Source organism: Streptomyces sp. CA-251247, assembly GCF_050952975.1.
Lineage (GTDB): Bacteria > Actinomycetota > Actinomycetes > Streptomycetales > Streptomycetaceae > Streptomyces > Streptomyces achmelvichensis.
This window is the reverse complement of record NZ_CP191861.1, coordinates 8,149,935-8,172,715: the sequence shown is the minus strand read 5'-3', so window position 1 is coordinate 8,172,715 and position 22,781 is coordinate 8,149,935. Positions and strand designations below refer to the sequence as shown.

Annotated in this window: 25 protein-coding genes; 22 read left to right on the top strand and 3 right to left on the bottom strand. The window is 69.5% G+C overall.

All coding sequences use genetic code 11. The features are described from left to right. Positions 1-45: 45 nt before the first annotated feature. The 13 genes from ACQPWZ_RS36545 (at position 46) to ACQPWZ_RS36485 (ending at position 9,967) form a co-directional block, all read left to right on the top strand. Positions 46-840 (top strand): hypothetical protein, encoded by a 795-nt coding sequence (locus tag ACQPWZ_RS36545; protein ID WP_433573738.1) that lies wholly within the window; start codon positions 46-48, stop codon positions 838-840. A 79-nt stretch (positions 841-919) separates the two neighbouring features. Beyond that, positions 920-1,213 carry a hypothetical protein gene (locus ACQPWZ_RS36540; RefSeq protein ID WP_433573737.1) on the top strand — a complete coding sequence of 98 codons (294 nt, stop codon included), beginning with the start codon at positions 920-922 and terminating at the stop codon, positions 1,211-1,213. A gap of 162 nt (positions 1,214-1,375) precedes the next feature. Next, a complete protein-coding gene (locus ACQPWZ_RS36535) occupies positions 1,376-2,062 on the top strand; it encodes a hypothetical protein (RefSeq protein WP_433573736.1) in 687 nt (228 codons plus the stop codon). A gap of 77 nt (positions 2,063-2,139) precedes the next feature. Further along, a complete protein-coding gene (locus ACQPWZ_RS36530) occupies positions 2,140-2,706 on the top strand; it encodes a hypothetical protein (RefSeq protein WP_433573735.1) in 567 nt (188 codons plus the stop codon). A 161-nt stretch (positions 2,707-2,867) separates the two neighbouring features. Continuing rightward, positions 2,868-3,275, top strand: coding sequence for a hypothetical protein (locus ACQPWZ_RS36525; protein ID WP_340478642.1), 408 nt, complete (start codon positions 2,868-2,870; stop codon positions 3,273-3,275). Between the two features lie 120 nt (positions 3,276-3,395). Continuing rightward, on the top strand, positions 3,396-4,262 hold the full coding sequence (locus tag ACQPWZ_RS36520; RefSeq protein WP_433573734.1) for a DNA-processing protein DprA: 867 nt from the start codon (positions 3,396-3,398) through the stop codon (positions 4,260-4,262). A gap of 113 nt (positions 4,263-4,375) precedes the next feature. After that, the gene (locus ACQPWZ_RS36515; protein WP_433573733.1) at positions 4,376-4,972 is read left to right on the top strand and encodes a hypothetical protein; all 597 of its coding nucleotides are present in this window, start codon (positions 4,376-4,378) and stop codon (positions 4,970-4,972) included. A 677-nt stretch (positions 4,973-5,649) separates the two neighbouring features. Then, a complete protein-coding gene (locus ACQPWZ_RS36510) occupies positions 5,650-5,886 on the top strand; it encodes a hypothetical protein (protein ID WP_433573732.1) in 237 nt (78 codons plus the stop codon). After that, a complete protein-coding gene (locus ACQPWZ_RS36505; protein WP_433573731.1) occupies positions 5,883-6,536 on the top strand; it encodes a hypothetical protein in 654 nt (217 codons plus the stop codon). The genes ACQPWZ_RS36510 and ACQPWZ_RS36505 overlap by 4 nt, the downstream gene beginning before the upstream one ends. Before the next feature lie 166 nt (positions 6,537-6,702). After that, positions 6,703-7,461 (top strand): SDR family NAD(P)-dependent oxidoreductase, encoded by a 759-nt coding sequence (locus tag ACQPWZ_RS36500; protein WP_433573730.1) that lies wholly within the window; start codon positions 6,703-6,705, stop codon positions 7,459-7,461. 195 nt (positions 7,462-7,656) lie between these two features. After that, positions 7,657-8,553, top strand: a complete 897-nt coding sequence (locus ACQPWZ_RS36495; protein WP_433573729.1) for an AraC family transcriptional regulator — start codon at positions 7,657-7,659, stop codon at positions 8,551-8,553. Positions 8,554-8,854: 301 nt separating this feature from the next. Further along, complete coding sequence (locus tag ACQPWZ_RS36490) at positions 8,855-9,202, top strand: DNA cytosine methyltransferase (RefSeq protein WP_433573728.1); 348 nt, start codon at positions 8,855-8,857, stop codon at positions 9,200-9,202. 153 nt (positions 9,203-9,355) lie between these two features. After that, positions 9,356-9,967 (top strand): hypothetical protein, encoded by a 612-nt coding sequence (locus tag ACQPWZ_RS36485; RefSeq protein ID WP_433573727.1) that lies wholly within the window; start codon positions 9,356-9,358, stop codon positions 9,965-9,967. Here ACQPWZ_RS36485 and ACQPWZ_RS36480 read toward each other — a convergent pair. Further along, positions 9,881-10,249, bottom strand: coding sequence for a DUF5713 family protein (locus ACQPWZ_RS36480; RefSeq protein WP_433573726.1), 369 nt, complete (start codon positions 10,247-10,249; stop codon positions 9,881-9,883). The two genes, ACQPWZ_RS36485 and ACQPWZ_RS36480, sit on opposite strands and share 87 nt — an antisense overlap. After that, entirely contained in the window at positions 10,215-10,739 is a 525-nt protein-coding gene (locus ACQPWZ_RS36475) for a hypothetical protein (RefSeq protein ID WP_433573725.1), read from the bottom strand. Before ACQPWZ_RS36475 ends, ACQPWZ_RS36480 begins: the two co-directional genes overlap by 35 nt. 593 nt (positions 10,740-11,332) lie before the next feature. Between ACQPWZ_RS36475 and ACQPWZ_RS36470 the strand changes: the two genes are divergently transcribed. Further along, positions 11,333-12,454, top strand: coding sequence for an IS630 family transposase (locus tag ACQPWZ_RS36470; protein ID WP_433573724.1), 1,122 nt, complete (start codon positions 11,333-11,335; stop codon positions 12,452-12,454). Between the two features lie 29 nt (positions 12,455-12,483). Here ACQPWZ_RS36470 and ACQPWZ_RS36465 read toward each other — a convergent pair whose 3' ends face one another. Next, complete coding sequence (locus ACQPWZ_RS36465) at positions 12,484-13,125, bottom strand: hypothetical protein (RefSeq protein ID WP_433573723.1); 642 nt, start codon at positions 13,123-13,125, stop codon at positions 12,484-12,486. Positions 13,126-13,790: 665 nt separating this feature from the next. Between ACQPWZ_RS36465 and ACQPWZ_RS36460 the strand changes: the two genes are divergently transcribed. The 8 genes from ACQPWZ_RS36460 to ACQPWZ_RS36425 all read left to right on the top strand — a co-directional run bounded on the left by ACQPWZ_RS36460 (position 13,791) and on the right by ACQPWZ_RS36425 (position 22,762). Next, positions 13,791-14,591 (top strand): conjugal transfer protein, encoded by an 801-nt coding sequence (locus ACQPWZ_RS36460; RefSeq protein ID WP_433573722.1) that lies wholly within the window; start codon positions 13,791-13,793, stop codon positions 14,589-14,591. Further along, the gene (locus ACQPWZ_RS36455; RefSeq protein ID WP_433573721.1) at positions 14,588-14,911 is read left to right on the top strand and encodes a hypothetical protein; all 324 of its coding nucleotides are present in this window, start codon (positions 14,588-14,590) and stop codon (positions 14,909-14,911) included. Before ACQPWZ_RS36460 ends, ACQPWZ_RS36455 begins: the two co-directional genes overlap by 4 nt. Next, the gene (locus tag ACQPWZ_RS36450; protein ID WP_433573720.1) at positions 14,908-15,465 is read left to right on the top strand and encodes a hypothetical protein; all 558 of its coding nucleotides are present in this window, start codon (positions 14,908-14,910) and stop codon (positions 15,463-15,465) included. The genes ACQPWZ_RS36455 and ACQPWZ_RS36450 overlap by 4 nt, the downstream gene beginning before the upstream one ends. Next, positions 15,465-18,119, top strand: coding sequence for an ATP-binding protein (locus ACQPWZ_RS36445; protein WP_433573719.1), 2,655 nt, complete (start codon positions 15,465-15,467; stop codon positions 18,117-18,119). The genes ACQPWZ_RS36450 and ACQPWZ_RS36445 overlap by 1 nt, the downstream gene beginning before the upstream one ends. Further along, positions 18,116-18,457: a hypothetical protein gene (locus ACQPWZ_RS36440; RefSeq protein WP_433573718.1), complete on the top strand. Its 342-nt coding sequence runs from the start codon at positions 18,116-18,118 to the stop codon at positions 18,455-18,457. Before ACQPWZ_RS36445 ends, ACQPWZ_RS36440 begins: the two co-directional genes overlap by 4 nt. Beyond that, positions 18,454-21,021 carry a hypothetical protein gene (locus ACQPWZ_RS36435; RefSeq protein WP_433573717.1) on the top strand — a complete coding sequence of 856 codons (2,568 nt, stop codon included), beginning with the start codon at positions 18,454-18,456 and terminating at the stop codon, positions 21,019-21,021. Before ACQPWZ_RS36440 ends, ACQPWZ_RS36435 begins: the two co-directional genes overlap by 4 nt. Then, positions 21,018-22,163, top strand: a complete 1,146-nt coding sequence (locus ACQPWZ_RS36430; RefSeq protein ID WP_433573716.1) for an NlpC/P60 family protein — start codon at positions 21,018-21,020, stop codon at positions 22,161-22,163. Before ACQPWZ_RS36435 ends, ACQPWZ_RS36430 begins: the two co-directional genes overlap by 4 nt. Before the next feature lie 272 nt (positions 22,164-22,435). After that, positions 22,436-22,762, top strand: coding sequence for a hypothetical protein (locus ACQPWZ_RS36425; RefSeq protein ID WP_433573715.1), 327 nt, complete (start codon positions 22,436-22,438; stop codon positions 22,760-22,762). Positions 22,763-22,781 lie beyond the last annotated feature (19 nt).

The following is a 22,781-nucleotide window of genomic DNA, read 5'->3' as shown; positions in this document are numbered from 1 at the left end:
CCCTAGCTGCATCCCAGACGTCACACGTCCAGGAGGACCACCCCGATGTTCGACCTGTCGACCGCGTCCGGAACCGTCCGCATCACCGCCGCCGGCCCCGACGAGACCGGCGCCATCGTCTACACCTGCACCGGCGCCGTACGCGGCACCCTGCACGCCGCCGCCACCCACCACCCCAACCAGTGGGACGACTTCAGCGCCGTACGCGTCAGCCTGGGATCGGCCAACGACATGGAAGAGTTCCCCGCCGAGCCCCTGCCCCGCCTCGGTCGCGGGACCCGCGCCTACCACGGCAGCATCGTGCGCCTGCTGAACGAGCCCGCCGAGTACGGCTGGAGGCTCACACCGTGCGGCATCCGGGACGCCGACGACCGCGACGCGCCCCCGCAGACCGCGCACACCCTCGAAACCCTCATGCGCGCCGTCGCCGCCGACTACGCCGCGCGCCCCGACCTCCCGCGCCTGTTCGCCGTCGCCCGCAAGCGCGAGACCCCGACGCTGCTCCGTTGGCTCGCTGCCATGACGCCGAGCGCCGAAGCCGACATGCGACGCAGCGAGCAGCAGGCCGCCCGCTACCGCGCCCAGGGCCGCGCGGTGCTCGCCGCCTGGTGGCACGCCGCCGGCGTCTTCGCCGCGCAGCCCAGCCCAGTGCTGGCCCTCGTGCTCGCACCGGCCCGCGAAGGACTCGCGCACCGCGCCGGGTACCTCCCGCACTGGGCGGAGATCCATGACGAGTCCGCGACGTTCTACCGCCGCAGGCTCCACCACTACCGCGCCGAGGCGGAAGGACTACGCCGCCCCCGCCGCAGCCGCACACCTGTCACGGCCGCCGCACACTGACCCACCCGCAGTTGACCTCCGGTCCGCATCCCCATGGGTGCGGGCCGGCCGCCCAGCCCACCACCGAGGGGACCCGGCCATGACCACGTCCGAGACCCCCGAATCTGAGCCGCTCACGGCCAGCCAACTCTGCGATCTGCTCTCGCGATTCCCCAGGGACTACATCGTCGTCATGTCCGCCGACGCCGACGGCACGAGCGGGTACGCCCCCGCGGCCGACGTCGTCGAAGGCATGTACGCGCTGGACGACCAGCTGCGCGGCACGGCCTACCCCACCCCGAAAGTCCTCGCGCGCGGCAAGTGGGCCCGCCGCACCTTCGGGGACCTCCCCGACGAGGCCGTCCCCGCCGTCGTTCTCTACCCCACCGACTAGCGCGCCCCGACCGGCCAGCGTCACCAAAAGCCCAGGTCATCACGGCCGTTGGGGAACATCGAACCCCATCGAACCGCCTATAGTGCTAGAATTATTTATGTCGGAACCTCCGGGTTGGCCCCCGGACTCCCAGGCCCCACCCCGCGAAGCCGGAGGACCCCCATGTCCCGCAGCAGCCGCATGCAGCCGCCCCCGCCGCAGTACCTCACCGCCACCGGCGGCACCGGCCACCAGGTCACCGACCGCTTGAACGGCTACACCCTCACCGAGTACGCCACCGCGCAGGAGGCCGAGGCCGCCGTCGAGTTGCTGAACACCGACCCGGTCGCCGCGCTGGCCGCCGTCCGCACGCTGGACGAGGCGCAGAGCGGACCGGCCGCGACGGCTCGGCGAATGCTGCGCCGCTACGGCTACAACTGGTGCCTTGAGCAGCGGTACGCCATCGACCTCCACTCGCACAGCGAACTGTCGGAGCTGATCACAGCGGGGCATCTCGCCATGGTGTGGAGCCACCGCGGCCTGCCGTTCTACACCACCCCCGAGCGCTACCGGGAGCTGAACATCGTCTTCCAGTACGACACGGGGGAGATGATCCCCACCGCCGTCGAGTCGACGCTCCAGCGGCGCCCGATCCGGCTGCACGCCATGCCGGACCACCTCCGCAACGCCCAGTGCGAGACCCACGCGTACTCGGTCGGCCGTTGCTGCCCGCCGATCGAGGAGTGGGAGTGCTCCTGGGGCTACTGCGGCTCGAACGCGGTGACGAAGATCGCCCGGCGCCGGGTGTGCGAGAGGTGCGCCAGCGTCGCAGCCTCCGTCGCCGGTATCCGGCTCGCGCTTCCCGCCTGACCGGCCCCCCGCCGCCCCGGTGCCGCGTGAACAGCGCGGCACCGGCCACCGGATCGCACCCGAGGGAGTGACGAGCCATGTTCCCACCGATCATCTGCGGCGCGTGCCACCACGGCCGCTACCAGCACACCGGCACCCACCTCTACACCTGTACCGACCACACCCTCACGCTCGCCGACCGCACCGGCACAGCCACCCGCACCAGTTCGACCGCTGCCAGCGGCCCAGGGGCCGCGCAGCTGCCCGGCCTCGATCAGGAACCGGGAGACGACGCAGGCCCGCTGTCGGCGACGGGTGCGGCCGTACTGGCGGGCGAGGTCTACGAATGGCTCGCCGCCCGTCCGCACTGCCACGACCAGAGGGGATGCGTCGGCCGGAGCAGTCGCCCCGGAATTCTGGTCCCGCCCGGGGAGGAACCGCCCCACGGAGTCACGCTCTCCGTCGCGGCTGCGGCCTGTCACCTCGCCGGCTACACGCTGCGCACCGGCAGCATCGAAGCCACGGCCCCGGACGGCGCATGCGTCTACGTCCCGCGCAAGGCAGCCGAGCTCCTCGGACTGAACGAGATGCAGGCGCTCGGGCTGCTCTTCACCCCGAGCACCACCACAGCTATGGGACGCCTCGCGCAGCTCGCCCGCCGCTGACCGGCACTCTTCCCGTCACAACCGGCCGCCACGGGTGCCGTGTTCGGAGTCGGCGCCGGAAAATGCACCCCATCAGACGGCATTAAAAGTGGTAGAATTATTGAAGTCGGGGCGGGGTTGGCCCCCCGCCCGGCACCCGGACCACGACATCAGGAGGACCTGTGCCCGAGACCATCGAGCAGCGCCACACCATTCGGTTCGACCACAACGGCGAGACGCTCGAAGCCGTCGCCACCGTCAAGAGCATCGAGCGTCGGGAGGAGAAGGTGTCGCCGCTTGTCGGCGGAGACCGGATCGGCTTGGAGGCGCACATGCTCGTCCTTCTCGGCGATGCCACCGAGCCGGTTTCCTATCACCTGTCGATGCTGGTGGAGGAGACGGACTGGACCATCGACGCCAAGTTCGGCCCCGGCAGCTATCCGCACTGGAGTCATGGATTCGGCGTCCGCTACCTGGCCACGAAGGGCCTTCCGGTCGAGTTCGACGACGTACTGAACGCCCTGGCCAAGGAGCGCGGCCTCGCTGAACAGATCGGCCGCGACACCCCTCTGATTCTCGCCCGCGCCTAGCAGCACCGCCGGGGCAGTTCAGCACCCCCTGGCGCACCACCGGTGATCGGGCGGCGGTTGGCCCCGCCGCCCGATCACCGCGCACCACTCCCAGACCCACCCCCGTGATGGAGGTTCACCGTGTCTTCTGTCAGCACCCCGATCAGCGAGCGGGCCGCTCGCACCGCTCTGGCCACGTTCCGCGCCCCGGCCGACGTCCACATGAGCATCGCCGCCGTCGGCGCGGTCGAGACGTGGCAGCGCCTCGCCGCCCAGCACACCAGCGGTCCGATCGCCGAGTACCAGCCCGAGGCGGAGCTCCGCACGGCGCAGCTCACCGCCGAGTTCGTCCTGCCGGGAGAGGACCACTGGCCCGGTGGGCTGGCAGCCCTCCAGGAGGACTGCCCGCTCGGACTGTGGGTGCGTGGAACCGGTGACCTGCGCCAACTGTCCGAGAACGCTGTCGCGGTGACCGGCGGACGCGCGGCGAGCCAGGTCGGCACCGCGTGCGCGGCCGACGTGGGGCGCGAACTCGTTGCTGCCGGGAGGACGGTGGTGTCCATGCTCTCGCACGGGATCGACACCGCCGTCCAGCAGGCAGCCCGCGCATCGGGCAGTCCCACCCTCGCCGTGCTGCCGTGCGGACTGGACACCTGCCATCCCCGCAGCCAGGCCGAGCTGATGATGGCCGTCCGGAACCGGGGCGGAGTCGCGGTCAGCGCCTACCGGCCCGGAACCCCGGCCGGCAGGAACAGCCTCGCCTACTCCGCGCAGCTGCTCGCCGCCCTGTCGGACGGCCTGGTCCTCGTCGAGCCCTCCGCCGACACCATGACCGTCCCGCTGGAGGCCGCATCAGCGGCGGCAGGCATCGGCTGCCCGGTGTTCCACATGACCGCCACCGGGCCCGGCTACGAGCTCTCCCGCCGCGGCAAGACCCGCAGGCTCCTCCGCGCGATCGGCGCGCGCCGAACCGAGAACGCCGCGGCACTGCTTGACGCCCTCGCCTGACCTGCATGCCCGGGGGGAGGGCACTGCGGCGCCCTCCCCTGGCAGTCAAGCGATCGAGTGCGCTCGGCGAGCCGCACTCGCCAACAACGACCTCTGCCAAAGGAGTTCGACCCATGTCCGCACCCCAGCAGCCCCACTCACCCGCTGACGTTTCCACGACGGCCGACCTTGTCGCTGCCCTGGCCAGAGGCGACGGCACCGTCCGCATCGTCTGCCATGACGGCAGCCGGTTCGTTCCGCTTGCCCACCAACCGCGCAACGGGAGCGACCCCAAGCCGTGGGCCGAGTACGACGGGGACACCGGAGTCGTCGTGCGCCGTCACGCCAGCACGGACGTCATCCAGATCCCGGTCACCGAAATAGCCGAAATCGTGGACGACCAGCGTGTCGACCGATCGGTCCTCAATCGGCTCCGGGCAGCCGGAATCGCGTGCACTCCCGTGCACGACCACGGCACCTACGCACACATCACCTTCCAGGACGGCGGATACGTCAACTGGTCGGGCACCACCCGCCACGGCATCGACGTGTCCAACCAGCACCCCATAGCCGACCACGGATCGCTGGGCTGCGACTACCACACCGAGAACGCCTCAGCGCTGCCCGAGGACCCTGATGCCGAGTTCGCCACCGGCGACTACGAAACCGACTCCGCAGCCCTCGTCGCCTACCTCACCGCACTCGCCGACCGGCACGGCCGCACCACGTGACGCCAACAACCGGGGCCGCGGGACAGTCCACGCCCGCGGCCCCGGCATATGGCTGAAGCTGGGCGCTCTGCGCCAGGACCGCATCCTCAATGAGGCGGCAAAATGCGCCGACCCGCTCCTGCTGATGCGCCGATTCGGCATTACCGAGCAGACCGCCATGCGCCATGTCGGCACCGGCCCGGAGCGCACCGCGAAGCTGCCCAGGTAGCGGGCCCGCTCCGAGCCCGATGCCGCAGCTGAAAGCCCGTGGCGGCGTAGCAGTGGGTCCGGCATCATCCCCATGTGATGGTGATGCAAACCGTTCTGGAGATTTCCGCTGCGACGACTTCGTGCTCTGGCCTGTTGGCGAGCACGAGCCATTTGGCTACTTCATGCTGACGGGAGCTGACTCCGGCGGACGTCGGCACAGCGGTCATGCGGATCGCCGACTGCAACGAGTTCGAGCCGGAGGAGGAGCACGGGCCGTGTACGACCGACCCGCTCGGCGCCTTCCTGCACGGGCTGCTCACCATGCCTGACCCGTTCGCCGCCGGAGGGCTCCGGGTAACCACACCGACACCGACACCGACACCGACTTCGTCGAGCCGGGCTGCTGCAACGGCCTGGAGACCTGGCGGGACTGGCTGGAGCTGCTCGACGGCACCGGCTACGCCTACCTCGGCCACGATCCGTCGTCGGTGGCCGAACGCGTCGGCAGCATCGTCCGGCTCACGCTCGACGCCCAGGCAACGGACGGCAGCCCGGTGATCGAGCTGTCGGTAGACCAGGTACGCACGCTCGTCACCGGCGCCCAGCAGGACTTGCAGGCCTTCCTCAGCCTTGCCGGAACCTGGGCTGAACAACACCTGCCGGCACACGCCGCCGCCGTCACTGCCGCCCTGGCACGGGCACTGGACCTGGCGCCCACACCATGACCAGCTTCCTGACCCACCGAGCGCACGTGCACGACGCCCGCCTTCCCCTCCACCGCCGGCACAGCGCGCTGCGGACCTGCCTCCCCCTCTTTGCGCCGTACGGCTTCCGGGCGACATATCACCACCTCACGCTCAGCGCCGCGATCCCCCGGCGGCTGGAGGCGGACCCGGACGCGCTGGTGCGGGCGGTGGAGGAACTGCATGAGGCGCGGGTGCTGTGGCTCGCGCGGGCGCAGGAGTATGCCGCGCAACGCCGGGCGGAGAAGCGGACCGGGCGGCGGGCTGTACCAAACCCGCGACCATGGTGGCTGCAGAGCAGGTGGGACGGCCCGGACCGCGTCTGGCACCAAAACCCAATTCGCCACCCGTCGCTGCGACTGCCCGAGTACGTCCGGCGGCAGAACGCGATTCTGGACGGTGCCGAGCCGCCCGGCTGCCCGGCTTGCGCGGATGAAGGACCGCGGGTGCTCAACTCGACCGGGCACGGCTGGGTCGAGCTGTGCCCTGGGTGCGCCTGGGAGCTGGTGCCATGTCCGTGCGAGCAGCGGCACCCGTGCGAGCCGGAGACCCCGTTCAACTGGAATCAGATCTGGCAGCGGGCGCACATGAACGATGACGGCACGCCGAACCCACACTGGCCTGCGCGCTAGCCAGTCGGATGGGGCACGGCGAAGGACGGTCTGGCCGCGTCCATCTAAGAGGATTAGGCAAGAGACGAAGAGGATCATTCTTTTCGCGGACGTGGCACAGCGGTCTCCTGGAAGGGACACACTCCCCCACGGATTCCGACGAATCCTCAGGCCCAGGAGGCACAACATGAAGGTAGCCGTCGTCACCGGCGCGAGCTCCGGCATCGGCCAGAGCTCCGCCCTGCAGATCGCCCGGCGCGGTACTGGCGTCATCCTGACCTACAGCTCCAACGAACGGGGCGCCGAGGACACCGTTGCGCGGATCGAACAACACGGCGGCACTGCCGTGGCGCTGCACCTGGATCTCGGCAACACGGCGGGATTCACCGTCTTCCGGGAGGCCGTTGCCGAGGTGCTGCGAGAGACTTTCCAGCGGCAATCCTTCGACCAGCTGGTCAACAACGCTGGATTCGCCGGCATGGCGATGATCGAGGACACCCGCGAGGAAGAATTCGACCGGCTCACGGACGGCCTGTTCAAGGGGCCCTTCTTCCTCACCCAGACTCTGCTGCCCCTCATCGCCGACGGCGGCGCCATCGTCAACCTGACCAGCAACTCCACGCTGCCCCAGGTGACCGCGCCGGGATACTCCGTCTACGCGGCTCTCAAGGGCGCCGTGGCGGTGCTCACCCGCTACATGGCCAAGGAGTTCGGCCCCCGCGGCATCCGCGTGAACTCGGTCGCACCGGGAGCCACCGTCACCCGCTTCGCCGACGACGCGTTCAGTAAGAACCCTGAGATCATCCCGGAACTGGCGAAGACCTTCACCCTCGGCCGCGTCGGCGAGCCCGACGACATCGGCATGGTCATCGCCATGCTGGTCTCCGAAGAAGGCCGGTGGATCACCGCCCAGGACATCGAAGTCTCCGGAGGCCAGAACCTCTGAACTGCTCGTGCTGTGAGCTGTCGCCAAGCCCCCTTCCGGACCACATACTCCCGCCCACGGCTCACTCCGCCACGGGCCGAGAGCCGCCCACGGGGTCTGGCCTCGTCGGACACCGGACATTTGCGGAATGATCAATGCCTGCCTAATCCTGCCCAGTCAACGCCTACATGTGGAGGTTCGTGCAAGAATGGATTCATGTCTGCACTGGACGAAATGCGTGAGCTTCTTAACCGGCATGCGCGGCCCGACATGAGCACGGCGATTGCCGGCATCCAGGTATGCAAATTCACCCCCAACGCTTCGGCGGCCGGGATGTCCGGGACTGTGCTCGCAGTCATCGCCCAGGGCGGCAAACGCCTCGCCCTGGGCGAACGCCTCTACGAGTACCGGCCCGGCGAATACCTGATCGCCTCTGCCGACCTCCCCGTCACCGGCCATGTCCTGGACACCGGGCAGCCCACCCTCGGCTTCGGCATGACTCTCGCTCCCTCAGCCCTTGCCGAACTCCTACTGGAAGCCGACCCCCGAGACCTGCCGACCACCCCACGCACCACATCACCCGGCATCGCCGTCTCCACAGCTTCGCCTTCACTGCTGGACGCCATCGTGCGCCTGCTGCGGCTGCTGGAGCAGCCCGCGGACCGCAAGATCCTCGCTCCCATGGTTAAGCGGGAAATCCTCTGGCATCTCCTGCGCGGGGAACAGGGAGCCGCTATCCGCCAGCTCGGTCTCGCCGACAGTGCGCTGGCCCACATCAACCGCGCCGTGCGTTACATCCGGGAGAACTACGCCACCGCCTTCCGCGTGGAGGACCTGGCGGAAATGGCCGGCGTGAGCGTTTCCGCGTTTCACCGCAACTTTCAGACCGTCACAGGGATGAGCCCCATCCAGTTCCAAAAGTGCATCCGCTTGCAAGAAGCCAGGCTCCTGCTCGCCAGCCGCCCCTCAGACATCACCGGTGTGGGCCTCAGCGTTGGCTACGACAGCCCCTCCCAGTTCAGCCGTGAATACCGCCGCATGTTCGGCACACCGCCCAGCAAGGACACCCAACTCCGCACTCCTCCAGCAGAACTCGTCACTGCGCTGCCCTGAGACCAGCTATGCGTTAGCTGCTCTACGGCCTGACGAGTTAGTGCGTGAAGCGGGTGCCGCATCATGCCAGGCAGGTGTCATGATCCGGCTGCGGCGGTCATGGTTAGTCGAACCTGACCGGGCAAGGATCACCGACGATCAAGAGGAACTGCTGGCGTTCTTCGACTCCCCGGCCGAGCACTGGATCCCTGCGCAGCACTCGAGCCGGTCACCCGCCCGATCCGCGACAACATCGACCTCGCCCTGCCCGGGCGGCGGTTCCGCGACGGGCGGGCCAACTGCACGAAGTTCACCCCCTACGGTGCCGAGACCCGCCGCAAGGTCACCCGGCCTCGAGCGCTTCCAGGGCGAGCCGTTCATCGCCACCCTGCGCAATCACTGCACTGTGCAGTCCCTAGACGAACCCATCGGGGCCATCACCGCCGAGGGCAACCACCACCTGCTCGTCAAGCCCCGCCGGAGCCTCACGGTCGACGACTGCGACGTCCAGATGATCAGCCCCAGGACCAAAGTCCGAGCCCAGCGCTTCCCCGACACCCACGTCTTCCAAGGCACCACGGCCGCCGACTTGACCAGGCAGGTCGGTAACGCGGTCCCGGTCAACGCCGCATCGTGGCTCGCCGAACGACTGCAACCCAGCCTGAACTGAAACACGCCCGTCAGGGGCCGCGGCGTCATCTCGCGGCCCCTGCAATGGCACCTGCCGCCAATAAACGTGCTACATTTGTTGGCGTCTTACCTTGATGCTCCGTCGTCACCTCATCCCGCACGCTGGTCCAGCCAGCCGCCAGATCGGAGAGCAATGATCCCCGCCGGCCGTACGCCTCTGAGCACGGCAGACATTGCCAAGCGCCAGGGTCGCAAGACTCTGCTTCGCGGAGCGGTTCAGCAGCTACCGGAGCCGATCAGCCGGCCGGGAGCTCGCACCCTCATTTGGGATGCCGAGCAGATCGACGCCCATCTCGAGGGCAAGCCCGTCCCTGAACTCCCTGCCGGTGAGTCTCCGGACGACCTGCTGGACCGCGAGGAGGCCCGCAATGTGCTGGTCGGTCTGGGCGTCGAGCTCAAACCCGAAGCATGGCGCGCTTACATCAACCACGGCTATGCCCCCGAGCCCGACAGGGAAATCTTTGGGGTCGGCCACTGGTACCGGCGCACCATCGTCGCGTGGCCCGATCAGCGTCCAGGTGAAGGTGCCGGCGGCGGCCGCCCGCATGGAAGCAAGGACTCGAAGCCCCGCGATCGAGCGACGAACCCGCGGTTGCGGGAAGCCGACGCCCGTAAGGCGCGAGTCCAGAAAGTGCTCGCTGACAGCAACGGTCAGGCGTCAGCGGCCGACATCGCTGCCGCGGAGGGGATTTCGGAACGACAGGCTTACCGCCTGCTGACACAGCTCCAGGGCCCTGCCGAGTAGAACCTCCGACGCGAGGCGACTGTGCTGATCGCAGCTTTCAACAAATGGCTTCGATCGGAGGTGGCCTTCCCGCCCTCGTTCACCAGGGCCGGCGGTCAGCTCCTCCGCATCCGCTTCCATGAACCCGTATGCCGACGCGACGAAGCAGAACTCGTCACAGATCCACTCCCGCGCAACCGTCTCAAACCCCTCCCGGCCGCCACGAACTCGCTCGTCTCCTGTGGTGCCGCTGAGGAGATGACCTCGCTCAACGCGTATCGAACCCCAGACGATTCGGAACATCGCCCATTGTGCAGAGCGCCGTGACCTGCTCGTCCAAACGGCTTAGGGCGTCCGAGAGGGAAAGTTGATCAATCCGCTCAAAATAGAGGGTGTGGACATCGGCGCCGAACTCTCCCAGGGGTCGTTCAAGGTCGACATCCACCATGGCTTCAACGATGCACCCGGCCGAGGTGATGGCCACACCCGCCGAGAACCGCAGCTCACTGACGTCCGAGTCGCCCTCCGCGAAGAAGCCGAAGCAGTGGCGGATCCTCAGTTCAGGTCCCGCAGCGTGTTTTTCGATCAAGATGGCAGGCGCCAGCCCAGACTCATCCCCGAAGTCGTACGCGATGTAGAGCTGAGTGGTGAAATCGCCCAGCTGCTTGTGCAGCCCATGCATCGTGGTCAGCAAGAGAGCTGCGCTTTCGGCATCGTCCCTGCCGGTGACGTTCAACATCGGTGCATCGTCGCTCATGCGCAGCACCGTTGGCACGTGGGTTTCGCTCACCATGCCGCCCCGTCCTCCTCCCCGTTCAACCCCAACCTCACGGTCCGTTTTGACGACACGGCCGAGGTCCATGTAGGGCACCCGCGCGGCCAGCAGGCCGCCCCCCTGCCGGCTCCTTCCATCAACGAGTCGGGGAAGCCTCGGGCGCAGCGGGAATGCTGGCCGGAGGGCGTCCTCGCCGGCTCGTCCGCGCACGGCAGCGCGGCGACGGCGAGGTCGAGACCGCATTCGCACGAGTCGACAAGCAGCCCATGGCGGAGCCGTCTCCACCGTACTGAAGCCAAGGACTGCGCAGGTGCCGCAACGGACCAGCCAAGAATTTCCATGGCGCATGGTGATCCGTACAGCCGCGCTGTGTAGCTGCGCACAGAAGCATGCCGGTGTCGACGGTGCTGTACTGCGCAGCCGGACACGCGCCCGTGCGCAGTCCACGTTGAGAGCCGGATGGCAGAAGCGTCGCGTGCGGTGAACTCGTCCTGCGCATGCTCCCGGCGGGCGGTGAGTTCCTGCTAGTGCTCTGACCACATTGGTTCGCCGGGTTGGTGGTCGGGGCGGTTGGATGTTGCGTGACATCCGATCCGAGTGCTGGGGGTGTGATGGCTGAGCCCGTCCGCGTGCGCAGGTTGACTGACCAGGAGGGGCAGAAGCTGCAGCAGATCGTGCGTCGGGGCAGTACCAGTTCGGTCCGCTTCCGACGCGCGATGATGCTGCTGGCGTCGGCCGGCGGGAACCTGGTCCGGGTGATCGCCCAGCTGGTGCAGGCCGACGAGGGCACCGTCCGGGAGGTGATCCACCGGTTCAACGAGATCGGCCTGGCCTGTCTGGACCCTCGGTGGGCGGGAGGCCGTCCCCGCCTGCTCAGTTCTGACGACGAGGACTTCGTCATCCAGACGGCCACCACCCGCCCCAGCAAGCTCGGTCAGCCCTTCACTCGCTGGTCCATCCGCAAACTGCTGGCCCACCTGCGTAAAGTCCATGGGCGGGTCATCCGCATCGGCCGCGAGGCGTTACGCCGTCTGCTCGCCCGCCGCGGCATCACCTTCCAGCGCACCAAGACGTGGAAGGAGTCCCCGGACCCCGACCGCGAGGCAAAGCTGGAGCGGATCGAGGAGGTCCTGGACCGCTTCCCGGACCGGGTCTTCGCGTTCGACGAGTTCGGCCCGCTCGGCATCCGCCCCACCGGCGGTGCGGGCTGGGCTCCGGCCAGTCACCCCGAGCGGCACCCGGCGACCTACCACCGCACGCATGGCGTCAGGTACTTCCATGGCTGCTATTCGGTCGGTGACGACACGCTCTGGGGCGTCAACCGCCGGAAGAAGGGCGCTGCGAACACGCTGGCCGCGCTCAGATCGGTCCGGGCTGCCCGACCGGACGGCGCCCCCATCTACGTCATCCTGGACAACCTGTCCGCCCACAAAGGCGAGACGATCCGCCGCTGGGCGAAGAAGAACCGCGTCGAGCTGTGCTTCACGCCGACATACGCGTCCTGGGCCAACCCGATCGAGGCGCACTTCGGGCCGCTGCGGCAGTTCACCATCGCCAACTCCAACCACCGCAACCACACCGTGCAGACCCGGGCCCTGCACGCCTATCTGCGCTGGCGCAACGCGAATGCCCGCCACCCCGACGTGCTGGCAGCCCAGCGCCGCGAGCGCGCTCGCATCCGCAGCGAGAAGGGCATCCGTTGGGGCGGACGTCCCCTCGCCGATGCCGCTTGACCAGCCCGGCGACCTTGCCCGGCCGGGTCCTAGCAGTAGCCGTCCACCCTGGCGCCGGCTGGAGCGAGGTTGGGCCAGGGATGTCCTGCTCTGTCGGAGGCAGCGGACCGTAGGAGGTCAAGAATCGTGCACCCCGGGTAGCCCCGAAAACTCGCGTAGGTGCTCCGGTAGTAGCAGCTCCAGTAGCTCACGACCCGCCGTTGAGTGCGCGCGAAGAAGGCAGGGTTGTCCACGAGGAACTGCCCGTAAGCGAGGTGGCCGCAGGTGCCGGGCGTGGCGAGATCACGGAGCTCATCGCAGATGACGACCAGGATCTCCAAGACGTACTCGCCAACCAGCTGCACGACGAAGGGGACGACCCATGGGTCCGTGGAACCAACGACCTTCTCCAGGTGGCGCTGCCTGACCATGCCGTCGCAGTGCCTTGAGTACAGGCAGTGCAGAAGCTGTTGTTGGCGCGACGAAAGCGACGCCACCCTGTGAGTTGGCGGCTCGTCGTTGTAGAGGCGCCCGGGGATCAAAACCTGCTGGCCCTCGACAGTGACCGAGAACGAGGCATGCGGCTGGAGCCGAGAATCAGGCATCACCGCCAGGACTGCCTCGGCATCGCTTGCAAGCTCGGCTGGGAACGCCGTGATCAACGGATTGCTGCGGTCGGAAAGCGGCTGCACGAGCCGAGCATATGCGGATGCCTCGGCCAGGTAGCTGGCATTAATGGCCCCGCACCCGCCCAACCCGGCGAAGGTATGCGGTCAGAGCACTAGGTCGGCCGCCTGGGGCGGTGAGTTCCCTTCCTGCGGGCGGTGAGTTTCCCCCCAGTGGGCCCGGACGTCTCTCGACTGCGACCGTGAGGCAGCCTTCTTCCTGCAAGTTCGCTCTGCAGACACATGTGACACCACCTGCCCCAGACCGGGAAAGGGGCCTGTGACCTGCCCCGGTGAGCGGAAACGGGAACTCACCGATCGTGCCGGAAACTCACCGCCTGCCTCGTTGCGGAACCGTGATTCTGGACCCCCACTTTCGGTGAGGTATTCGGTGAGGTGCGTCGGGTTCAGTTGGGGCAATCCCACGACCGCGCTTCCTCAGGAGCCCCAGCATGTCCCTGCGAACCTCGCGCCGCCCGCCTGCGGGAGAGTCATCCGCATCGTTGCGACCACAGCCAGAGACTGACGCCCTTCCTTCCACGCGCATTGCGCACCGCCGGCTGTCCGTTGCCCGGCTCGGTGTGTGGGCAGCACTCGTCTCCGGGCCAATTGGTCTGGCCGTGGCCTGCGCATCGCCCGCGGCCGTCACACCGACTGCGCAGCCCGCGCCACCGCCGTCCGCCGATCTGCGCATGGAGGATCCGAGCGGGGTGGCCGTCCTGTTCTGCGACCTGTGGCTGCGCAGTGACGCCGGTGCGGCCGACAGTTCCACTGCACAGGCCGTCCACCGGTTGGCGCCCGACGTCGAGTTGCCGAAGCGTCTGGGCACGGCCGCTCCTGCGGTGCCGCAGGACGCAGTGGCGATACGCAGCGCCCGGCTAGAGCGGGGGCGTTGGTCGGTTGTCGTCGCCGTCCGGCTTGCTGTCCGCGACGGCGCGTCCCCTCACCCGCCTGGGGCCGCTGGCACCCGGCCCCTGGTGCGGTACTACGCCGTCCCGGTCAGCTCCGAGGAGAGGGCGGGCGGCTCGGGTGCGTTCACGGTCACCGCCGCTCCTGCCCAGATCGCCGGACCCACCGGCGCGAAGACGTCGCCGTCGCCGTTCACGCAGACGCTTCCCGCCGAGGGCCCGCTGTCCAGCTCGCTCGCCGACTTCTTCCGCGCCTACCTCGCCGGCGTCGGCGACATCGAGCGCTACCTCTCTCCCGGAACCCGCCTCGATGCCGTACCCGCCACCGGATACGTCCGGATCGCAGTCGACGAGGTGAGCGCCACGTCCGAGACCGCGGCCGGCCCCGTGCCCGCTGACGGCACCACGAGCCGAGTCCGGGCCCGGGTCACGGCCACTGACTCCACGGGCGTCCGCTGGCCGCTTGCTTACGAGCTCACCGTCACCGCCCGCTCCGGCCGCTGGGACATCACCAGCCTCCACGCCGGTTCGACACACACCGCGGGACCGTCCCCCGCCCCGACTGCTGGAGGGACCGCGCGATGAACAGCACCGACCTCCAGGTCGCCGGGAAGGCGACGGACCTCGGCAACGCCTGGCTCAACACCCTTGGCACCTGGGGCGACAAGGCCCTGCAGGTCGCGCTGGTCGCGATCGTCGTCATCACCGTCGTGCGCAAGGTCAGTCTCAAAGCCGGGATCGGCGCGCTGATCGGCCTGGTCATCGCGCTCGGTATCTACAACTCCCGCGGTTCGCTGGCCAACATCTTCGAGGACGAGGTCAACAACCCCGCCACTGGACACGGCGCCATCAGCGTCGTCATCCCGCCCGATCCGAACGGTCCGGACGCCGGCGGTGCCCTGTGAACGCCTCGCCGGCAGATCGGCCGCGGGTCGCCCGGGTCTACACCGCCGCGCGCCGGCATCCGTGGGTGCTGGGCAAGTTGGGCGACTGGGTGATCTGGTTCGGCCCCTACACCCCCGCGCAGCTGGTCGTTCTCGGCGGCGGTGCGCTGCTGCTGATCAAGACGTTCGCCTGGTGGTCGTGGCTCGGTCCCGTTCCGGTGGTGCTGTGGCTGGTGTCCGTGTGGGCGGTCCGCGGCGCGAAGATCGGCGGCCGGACACCGTTCACTGCCTTCTTCGGCTGGCTCACGCTGCTGGCCCAGCACCCGGCCGGCCGGATCGGCGGCCGCACCGCCCGCGACCGGCGCCCGCACCTGCTGTCCGGCACGTTCATCCTCGAAGCCGCCCCCGCGGCAGGCGACACCGCGGCGGAGAAGCCGGCCCGCCGGAGGCGGCGTTCCGCCCGCCGCACCCCCGACCCCGCCCCCGCTGCGGCCGTCGTGCGGCCGCGGCCCGTGACCGGGCTGGCGCAGCTGCTGCGGGACGCCGAGAACGATCAGAGGACCAGGAGCCTGTGATGCGCATTCCCTTCCGACACATTGCCGGGCACCTGGTGTGGTCGACGTCGGGCGGCGTGTGGGCGATCTGGCGGGTGACTCCGGTCGGCGGCCGCTACGTCCCTGCCCGCGTCCGCGACGAACTGCTCAACCGGGTGACTGGCCTGGTGCGTTCTCTCGCAGGTGCGCCGCGGCTGTTCGGGCTGGCTGCACGGGTTGATCCGGGCGAAGTGGCGGATCAGATGGTCGACGGCGTCCCCTGGCAGCGTCTGCCCGCGTGGGCGGAGACGACTGCGGCCGGCCTGGATCTGCTGGCCGGGCAGGAGATGCACCGCCGCACCCTGTGGCTTGCCCTGCCGCTCTCGTCACCGCACGGCCGGTTCGACCTCGCCGCGACCGGTGCAGCGATGTGGACGGAACTATCCGCCGCTCTCGGTCTGCCGCCGGCGCCGGTATCGGCCGCGGAGGTGTCCGACTACACGGACCAGGCCGGACGGCTGCAGGCCGCGTTCGGCGGAGGCCTTGAACTGCGGCCCGCGTCGCCGGCCGAGATCGTGTGGATGGTCCAGCACGCGGTCCACCGCGGTCTGGAAGAGCCGCTCCTCGCCGACGCGGAGCAGTCCACGCTCTACGGCGGCCGGGTCCGCGGGGGTGTCCTGCGCTCGCCCACGTATGCCGACCTCGGGCAGGTCCGCCTCGCAGAAGGCGGCCGTCCCCTCGATGCACGCAGCGGCGACGACGCGTCGCTGAAGGCAGGGCGGAAGGCGAAAGCGCGTGCATCGCGGCAGGGTCAGCCATGGTGGCGCAAGGACGGCGTATCCCCGCTGCTGCGCAGGTGGCTGCAGGTCGAGAGCGAGACGGGTACCGGCTACCAGGCCCACCTCGCGCTCGCCGAACTGCCCGCCGCGCGTGCCATGGACTCGGCTGATCTGCTGGCCCAGCTCGAAGGCCTCGACTTCCCGGTTGACTTCACCGTCGACCTGCAGGTGGTCACCGCGGAGCGAGCCAAGGAGCAGGTACGGCGCAAGAAGAAGGAGCTGCTGGACCAGGCCGAGCAGTACGGGGCGCAGCCGACCGGGATGCCGCACTCGCTGCCCGAGGCAGCCGGCGACCTCGCGGAAGTCGATGCGCGTCTGTCGCGTACGAGTGTCGAGGTGGAGGTCCAGTCGGTGACGGTCCTCACCGTCTGGGGGCCGGACGCGGTCACGTGCGATGCGCGAGCACGGGCCTTGGCGGGACTGCTGTCCGGTGGTGATTACCGGGCGGTGCGCCCACACGGCATGCAGGAGGCCCTGTTCTCGCTGGGCCTGCCCGGTGCGGTGCGCCCGGCGGCGGTGCGGGAGTTCACCCAGCACCAACTGTCCGAGGACTGGGCCGCTACGGGCGCGTTCACGAACACCACGGTCGGGGACCCGACCGGCCTGATGGTCGGCATCGACCTCGACTGCGGCACGATCCGACCGGTCCTGCTGAACATCGCCGACGCCCCGCGGCGCAACGCCTCCGCATCGGTGGGCATCGTCGGCGACCTCGGCGCCGGCAAGAGCGTGCTGGAAAAGCTTCTGACGTCCGCGGTCGTCGACCGGGGCGGGCGGGCGATCGTCATCGACCGCACCCCGATCCGCGAATGGGCCACCTTCGCCAAATCCGCGGCCGGGAACCGCTGCCAGGTCATCGACGCCGCCAAGGCCGAGCTGTCGATCGACCCGCTGCGCGTGTTCGGCGGTCCGACCGGCGCCCACTACGCCCAGTCCTACCTCACCTTGCAGCTCGGCATCGGGCCGATGTCCGCATCCGGAGCCGTACTCCACCACGCCGTCGAGGAAGTCGCCGCCGGCGACGACCCGTCCATGGCCCGTGTCCTTGCGGTGCTGCAAACAATGGCCGGCAACGAGGCCGGTACCGCGACGAGGCGGGACGCGTCCGCGACCATGGCCGACCTTCTGCAGATCGTCTCCTCCAACCCCCTCGCAGCGATGGTGTTCCACCCGGACCTGCCGCCCGTGACGTTGGACGGTGACCTGGGTGCCGACATGGTCGTCGTCACCACGACAGGATTGACCCTGCCGCCGCGCGAGGCGTTCGCCAACGTCGACGTTCTGCGCCAGCAGCCCCTCGAAGCGCTCATCGGCCGCGCCGTCCTCTACCTGATCGCAGCGATCGCCCGGCAGGCCGCTTTCACGGACCCTTCCCGGTTCTGCGCGGTCGCGATGGACGAGTGCTACTGGCTCACTTCCAGCGCGGAGGGCAGCGCGCTGGTCCACGAGATCCTCCACGACGGGCGCAAGCACGGCGCCGGCTGCATCCTCGCCGCGCACGACTTCGACGAACTCGGTCCCGACGCAGGCCTGCTCGCCTACAAGATCGTCGCCCGCACCAGCGACCAGGCCCGCGCCCGCAAGGCCCTGTCGTTCCTCGGTCTCGACAGCGACGCCGAAGACCTGGTCCGGCTCGTCACCACCGGCCTGTCCCCCGTCGGACAGCCCGCAAGAGAGGGCGAGATGCTGCTGCGCGACCCGCGTATGCAGGTCGGCCGGATCAAGGTCCACGTCCCGCCGGTGCCGCGCATCCAGAACGCCATCTACACCACCCCCGGCGCCGGCCACCCGGCCGGGGACGCCGCGGACGCGGCCTTGGAGCACACTGCCGTCGGTGCGGACGGAAGTCCGTCATGACCTCCCCCACCTCCCGCCTGCGAGCAGTGCTGAGCATGGCGACGGGAGTGCTGCTGATGCTGTGCATCGCCACTGCCTGGATCCAACCCCGCCCTCAACAGTCTTCAGAGGGAGGCGGGTCGGCAGCGTCGCAAGCGCCGCGCGCGGTCAGTGACCGCTGCGACGCGGTTCTCGGACCAGCGCACCACTACTGCCTCACGAGCGAGCTCGCCGACACCGAACCCGTCGCCGCCCAGAGCGCTGTCCCTGAGCAGGGCGGGTGGCTGCTGCTGTTCTCCAGCGCGGCCATCAGCGGTGCGATCGGGCTGTCCCTCACCGCAGGCCGGGGTCGGCGGTGAAGCGGCCCGATCGCGGCACACTGCGCTCCGCCGGGTTCACGGTGCTGCTGACGGTGGTGTTCCTGACGGTGAACACAAGCGTCGCGCACGCCGCCGGCAGCAGCGGGGAGAACGGGAGCTTCCTCGACCCGCTGAACGTCAACAGCTCCGAGGGCGCCCCGATCAACGGCTACGAGCTGTCCGCCAGCGGCGGTTCGGTGTTCTCCTTCAAGTCGCAGATCCTCTCGTTCGTCCTCTCGGGCCTCTTCCAGGTCCTGCGGATCCTGGTGGGGCTGGCGTGCTGGGCGATCGACGTAGCGTTCCGCTTTCCGCTGCTGAAGCTGCTCGCCGACCCGGCGCAGCAGGTGTCCGACGCGTATGAGCACGCGGTCGTCGACCAGCTCGGCCTCAAAGGGCTGCTGCTGGGGTGGGCGTTCATCTTCGGCCTGGTGCTCATGGTCCGGGGCAAGGTCGGCAAAGGGCTCGGGGAGATCGTCCTCACCCTGCTCATCGCCGCGTTCGCCGCGAGCGCGTTCATCCGCCCCGACTACCTCCTCTCCGAGCAGGGCCCGCTGGTTACCTCGCAGCAGGCCGCGGGCGAGATCGCGCAGGAGACGGTCAACTCCTACGACTGGGGCGGGAAGATCTACAGCACCGGGCCGTGCCCCGGGATGGCCGGCCGGGACGAGACGAAGTGCCTTGAAGAGCAGGGGAAGAAGCCCGTCTCCGCCGAGCAGGTCGCCCGGCCGATCCAGGACTCGGTCACCAATGCCCTGGTGGTCAAGCCGTACATGCTGCTGCAGTACGGGCGCATCCTCGACCCCGGCAAGGCCTCGGACAAGAAGGCCTACGAAGCCCACCTGAAGTGGATCACCGGCGGCTACCGAGGCGGCAAGGGCGACGAGAAGAAGAACGATCCGTGCGAGCGGATCGTCGGAGCTGCCGGGGACTACTGCCGCTCCGACGGTGAAGAGGACCAGTGCCGTTACCTGTCCGACCATGCCGAGCGCTATTGCCGCAATGCAGACGGTCCGGCGGCGCTGCCGGGGCTGACCAAGGGCGACGCGCTGCTGGACACTCTGGAGCCGGTGCTGAGCGAGGAGGACCAGCAGTTCGCCGCCTTCCTCAAGGATCTGAAGGACGCCGGTCCGGTGGGCAAGGAGTGCGCCGAGTACGCCAAGACGCCGTCCTGGGAGCGGGTCGGCGGGGTGCTTCTGCTGCTGATCGCCGCTGTGCTGATCTGCGCGATGCTGCTGTCCGCCGCGATCGTCCTCCTGGGGACGCAGGCTGCGGATGCGGCCGCGGCCGCCGGCGGGGTGGTGGCGCTGGTGTGGGGCATGCTGCCCGGCCCGAACCGGCAGACCGTGTGGAAGTGGCTGGCCCTGTTCTGCATCTCCATGATGGCGATGTTCGGGATCTGCCTGTTCCTGCCGTTCTTCGGCATGGCGCTGGACGTGATCCTCACCGACGGGCCCGACCTGATGGTCGAACGGCTGCTGCTCCTCGATGTTCTGGCCCTGGTCGGTCTGGTCTTCCACCGCCGTCTGCTCGCCGGCATCACGACCTTCGGTCAGCGCATGGCCATGCGGATGCGGTACGCGAAGGTCGGCGGCACCCACCTGCCCGGCGACACCTCCGAACTCGGTGCGGCGCTCGCAATGCACGGCATCGGCGCCGGTGGCGGAATGGCGGCCGGGCTGTTGGGCGCGCATGGTCTGTCCGGCGCGCACCAGGCGTTCGGCGCGCGCCACGGTCTCCTCGGCTCGCTCGCCGCCCTCGGCGACGGAACCGGCTCGGTCCTCGATCCCAACCGGATGGCCGGGGAGGCCATGGCGGAGGCACGCCGCGGCCTGGCACCGCTGGCGCTCGGCGCCCACGGCGGCCGGCTCGCCCTGAAGGGCGCCTACGGTGCGCTGATCGGCAAGGCTCCGCCCAAGGAGGACGAGTCCCTCAAGTTGCTGCGCATCATCGCCAACGGAGGCGAAGACACCGGTACCGATGGTCCGGGCGGCGGGGTGCGGGTGAACCCGACGACGGGGGAGATCCTGCACGACCCGGACACCGACCGGCCGTTGCTGGGCTCGAGGATCCACCAGAAGGCGTCCCGCCTGCGCGGCTACCGCATCGCCTCCACCGCTGCCCGTGTCGGCTACGGCGCAACCCTCGCCCTGCCCCGCAACCTCCAGGCCGGCGGGCACCGGACGTCGCAGTACACACAGGATGCGAAGACGCAGCTGAAGGTGGCAGCGAACCAGGTCCGGCAAGACACCGGCCAGTGGGCACAGGCCGGACGGTCCGTCGGGCAGGCCGTCGATCACGCCTCCCAGCGCGCGGCCACCGCATGGCAGGTCCACGACCCCGCCACCCGGGCACGCATCGCCGCCCGGGATGCGTCCGCCGGAGCCGTCATCTACACCGCCACCCCGACCGCGGACCGCCCCAATGCCGATGGCGGCGGGGACCGTGCTGCATCGCGTCAGGAGGATCCCGCGATCGATGCACGGCGGCGGGTGTTCGACGCCCTGATGCGGGCCCAGCGCACCAGTTGGGACGAGGAACCCCGATGGGGCGGTGACCACGAATGAAGCCGGTCAAAGCGTGGCGGAAGTGGGGCTGCCTCACCGTCCTGCTGCTGGCGTGCGCGGTGTGCTGCGCCCCGGTGATCACAGTGATGTCCGCAGCCGGCGCGCTCGCTTCCCGCGACGCGAGCGTGCCGGTCGACGCTGTCGGCGGCGCCGCGGTCGGGATACCGGAGCGGATGCTGACCGCGTACAAGAACGCGGCCGCGAACATCCGCAATGTGGCGCCGAAGTGCCGCGGGATGCGATGGCCGGTCCTCGCCGGTATCGCGCGGATCGAATCGAACCACGCCGGCGGCCGCACCGTCACAGCGGCCGGGGACATCCATCCGCGCATCCTCGGCCCGGTCCTGAACGGCTCCGGCGTCGGCGGCAACGTGACCGCGTTCCCCGACACCGACGCAGGAGCATGGGACGGCGACACCCGCTACGAACGGGCGGTCGGTCCCTTCCAGTTCCTGCCCGCCACATTCCGCGCGAACGGCCGCGACGGCAACAAGGACAAGGCGGTCGACCCGCACAACGCAGACGACGCCGCCCTGTCCGCCGCCCTCTACCTGTGCGGAAACGGGCGCAACCTCGCCGACCGGGCCCAGCTGAAGAGGGCCGTCTTCCAGTACAACCACTCCGACGCCTACGTGGGCGACGTCCTGTCCTGGATCGACCGGTACGAAGCCGCCGCAAAAACCGTCGACCTCAGCGGCGTCACCGGCACCGTCGCCACCGTCCTCAAAGCCGCCATCGCGCAGAAGGGCGTGCCCTACTCGTGGGGCGGCGGCAGCCCCAAGGGGCCCTCGAGCGGGATCTGCTGCTCGCCCGGCGGGCAGAACGGCACCTTCATCGTCGGCTTCGACTGCTCGGGCCTGGCCCTGTATGCGTTCGCGCAGGCCGGGGTGACACTGCCTCGCACCGCTGCCGCGCAGGCCGCGGCCGGGGCCCGGATCCCCGCCTCCGCCGGCATCGCCGCACTCAAGCCCGGCGACCTCGTCTTCTTCGCCTACCCCCCCGGCCAGGACAGCACGATCTACCACGTCGGAATCGCCCTCGGGAACGGAGAAATGATCAACGCCGCCCGGCCCGGAACCACCGTGCGCGTCGACCCGGTCAGCGCCATGTCCGGCTTCGCCGGAGGAGCCAGGATCCTATGACCACCAGCTCGCCCATCCGAACCAGAACTCTGCTGCTGGCAGCGCCCCTGCTCGCAGCCTCGGGCTGCCTCCTGATCGCTATCGCACTCCCGGGTGCCCCGCCGCCGGACCGAGCCGTCCCTCTCCCTTCGGCGGCCGCCGAGTCGCAGCCGGATACCGAAGCGACGGGCACCAGCACACCGTCGAAGCCCGCCTCCGTTGGCGCGACGCCGGCGGCAGGTGCCCTGCCGCCGCCCGGGTCGGGGCCCGCAGCTGACCCGCTCGTGCAGCAGGTGCTGGAGCAAGCAGTGCCGCCCGACCTGCCCGCTGGCCTGAGCATCCGGCTCGCGACGCTGGGCCGGGCGATGTGGAGCGCCGAAGTGACCGGCGTCGGCCGCCAGAAGTGGCCGCGCTACTTCACCCAGCCCGCCACCGCCACGTACACGCGGGTGCGGATCCAGGCCGCCGTCGCCCGCCGCGCCCCCGACCACCCCGGCACCAACACGGCGGTGGTGCACCTGGTGTGGGCCGGAGCCGACCCGTCCGGCACCTACCTCGACGGCCGACCCGCAACAGTCCGCCTCACCCGCGAAGGAGCCACATGGAACCCCGTCCGCTAACGCTCGCGTCCGCTCCGGA

Bases quoted from the DNA above. Each gene is read 5' to 3' on its own strand.
- ACQPWZ_RS36540 (WP_433573737.1), top strand. From the start codon at position 920: ATGACCACGTCCGAGACCCCCGAATCTGAGCCGCTCACGGCCAGCCAA.
- ACQPWZ_RS36445 (WP_433573719.1), top strand. From the start codon at position 15,465: ATGCGCATTCCCTTCCGACACATTGCCGGGCACCTGGTGTGGTCGACG.
- ACQPWZ_RS36430 (WP_433573716.1), top strand. From the start codon at position 21,018: ATGAAGCCGGTCAAAGCGTGGCGGAAGTGGGGCTGCCTCACCGTCCTG.
- ACQPWZ_RS36495 (WP_433573729.1), top strand. From the start codon at position 7,657: ATGTCTGCACTGGACGAAATGCGTGAGCTTCTTAACCGGCATGCGCGG.
- ACQPWZ_RS36545 (WP_433573738.1), top strand. From the start codon at position 46: ATGTTCGACCTGTCGACCGCGTCCGGAACCGTCCGCATCACCGCCGCC.
- ACQPWZ_RS36470 (WP_433573724.1), top strand. From the start codon at position 11,333: ATGGCTGAGCCCGTCCGCGTGCGCAGGTTGACTGACCAGGAGGGGCAG.
- ACQPWZ_RS36475 (WP_433573725.1), bottom strand. From the start codon at position 10,739: ATGGTGAGCGAAACCCACGTGCCAACGGTGCTGCGCATGAGCGACGAT.
- ACQPWZ_RS36485 (WP_433573727.1), top strand. From the start codon at position 9,356: ATGATCCCCGCCGGCCGTACGCCTCTGAGCACGGCAGACATTGCCAAG.
- ACQPWZ_RS36505 (WP_433573731.1), top strand. From the start codon at position 5,883: ATGACCAGCTTCCTGACCCACCGAGCGCACGTGCACGACGCCCGCCTT.
- ACQPWZ_RS36530 (WP_433573735.1), top strand. From the start codon at position 2,140: ATGTTCCCACCGATCATCTGCGGCGCGTGCCACCACGGCCGCTACCAG.
- ACQPWZ_RS36515 (WP_433573733.1), top strand. From the start codon at position 4,376: ATGTCCGCACCCCAGCAGCCCCACTCACCCGCTGACGTTTCCACGACG.
- ACQPWZ_RS36500 (WP_433573730.1), top strand. From the start codon at position 6,703: ATGAAGGTAGCCGTCGTCACCGGCGCGAGCTCCGGCATCGGCCAGAGC.
- ACQPWZ_RS36460 (WP_433573722.1), top strand. From the start codon at position 13,791: ATGGAGGATCCGAGCGGGGTGGCCGTCCTGTTCTGCGACCTGTGGCTG.
- ACQPWZ_RS36480 (WP_433573726.1), bottom strand. From the start codon at position 10,249: ATGTTCCGAATCGTCTGGGGTTCGATACGCGTTGAGCGAGGTCATCTC.
- ACQPWZ_RS36440 (WP_433573718.1), top strand. From the start codon at position 18,116: ATGACCTCCCCCACCTCCCGCCTGCGAGCAGTGCTGAGCATGGCGACG.
- ACQPWZ_RS36535 (WP_433573736.1), top strand. From the start codon at position 1,376: ATGTCCCGCAGCAGCCGCATGCAGCCGCCCCCGCCGCAGTACCTCACC.
- ACQPWZ_RS36455 (WP_433573721.1), top strand. From the start codon at position 14,588: ATGAACAGCACCGACCTCCAGGTCGCCGGGAAGGCGACGGACCTCGGC.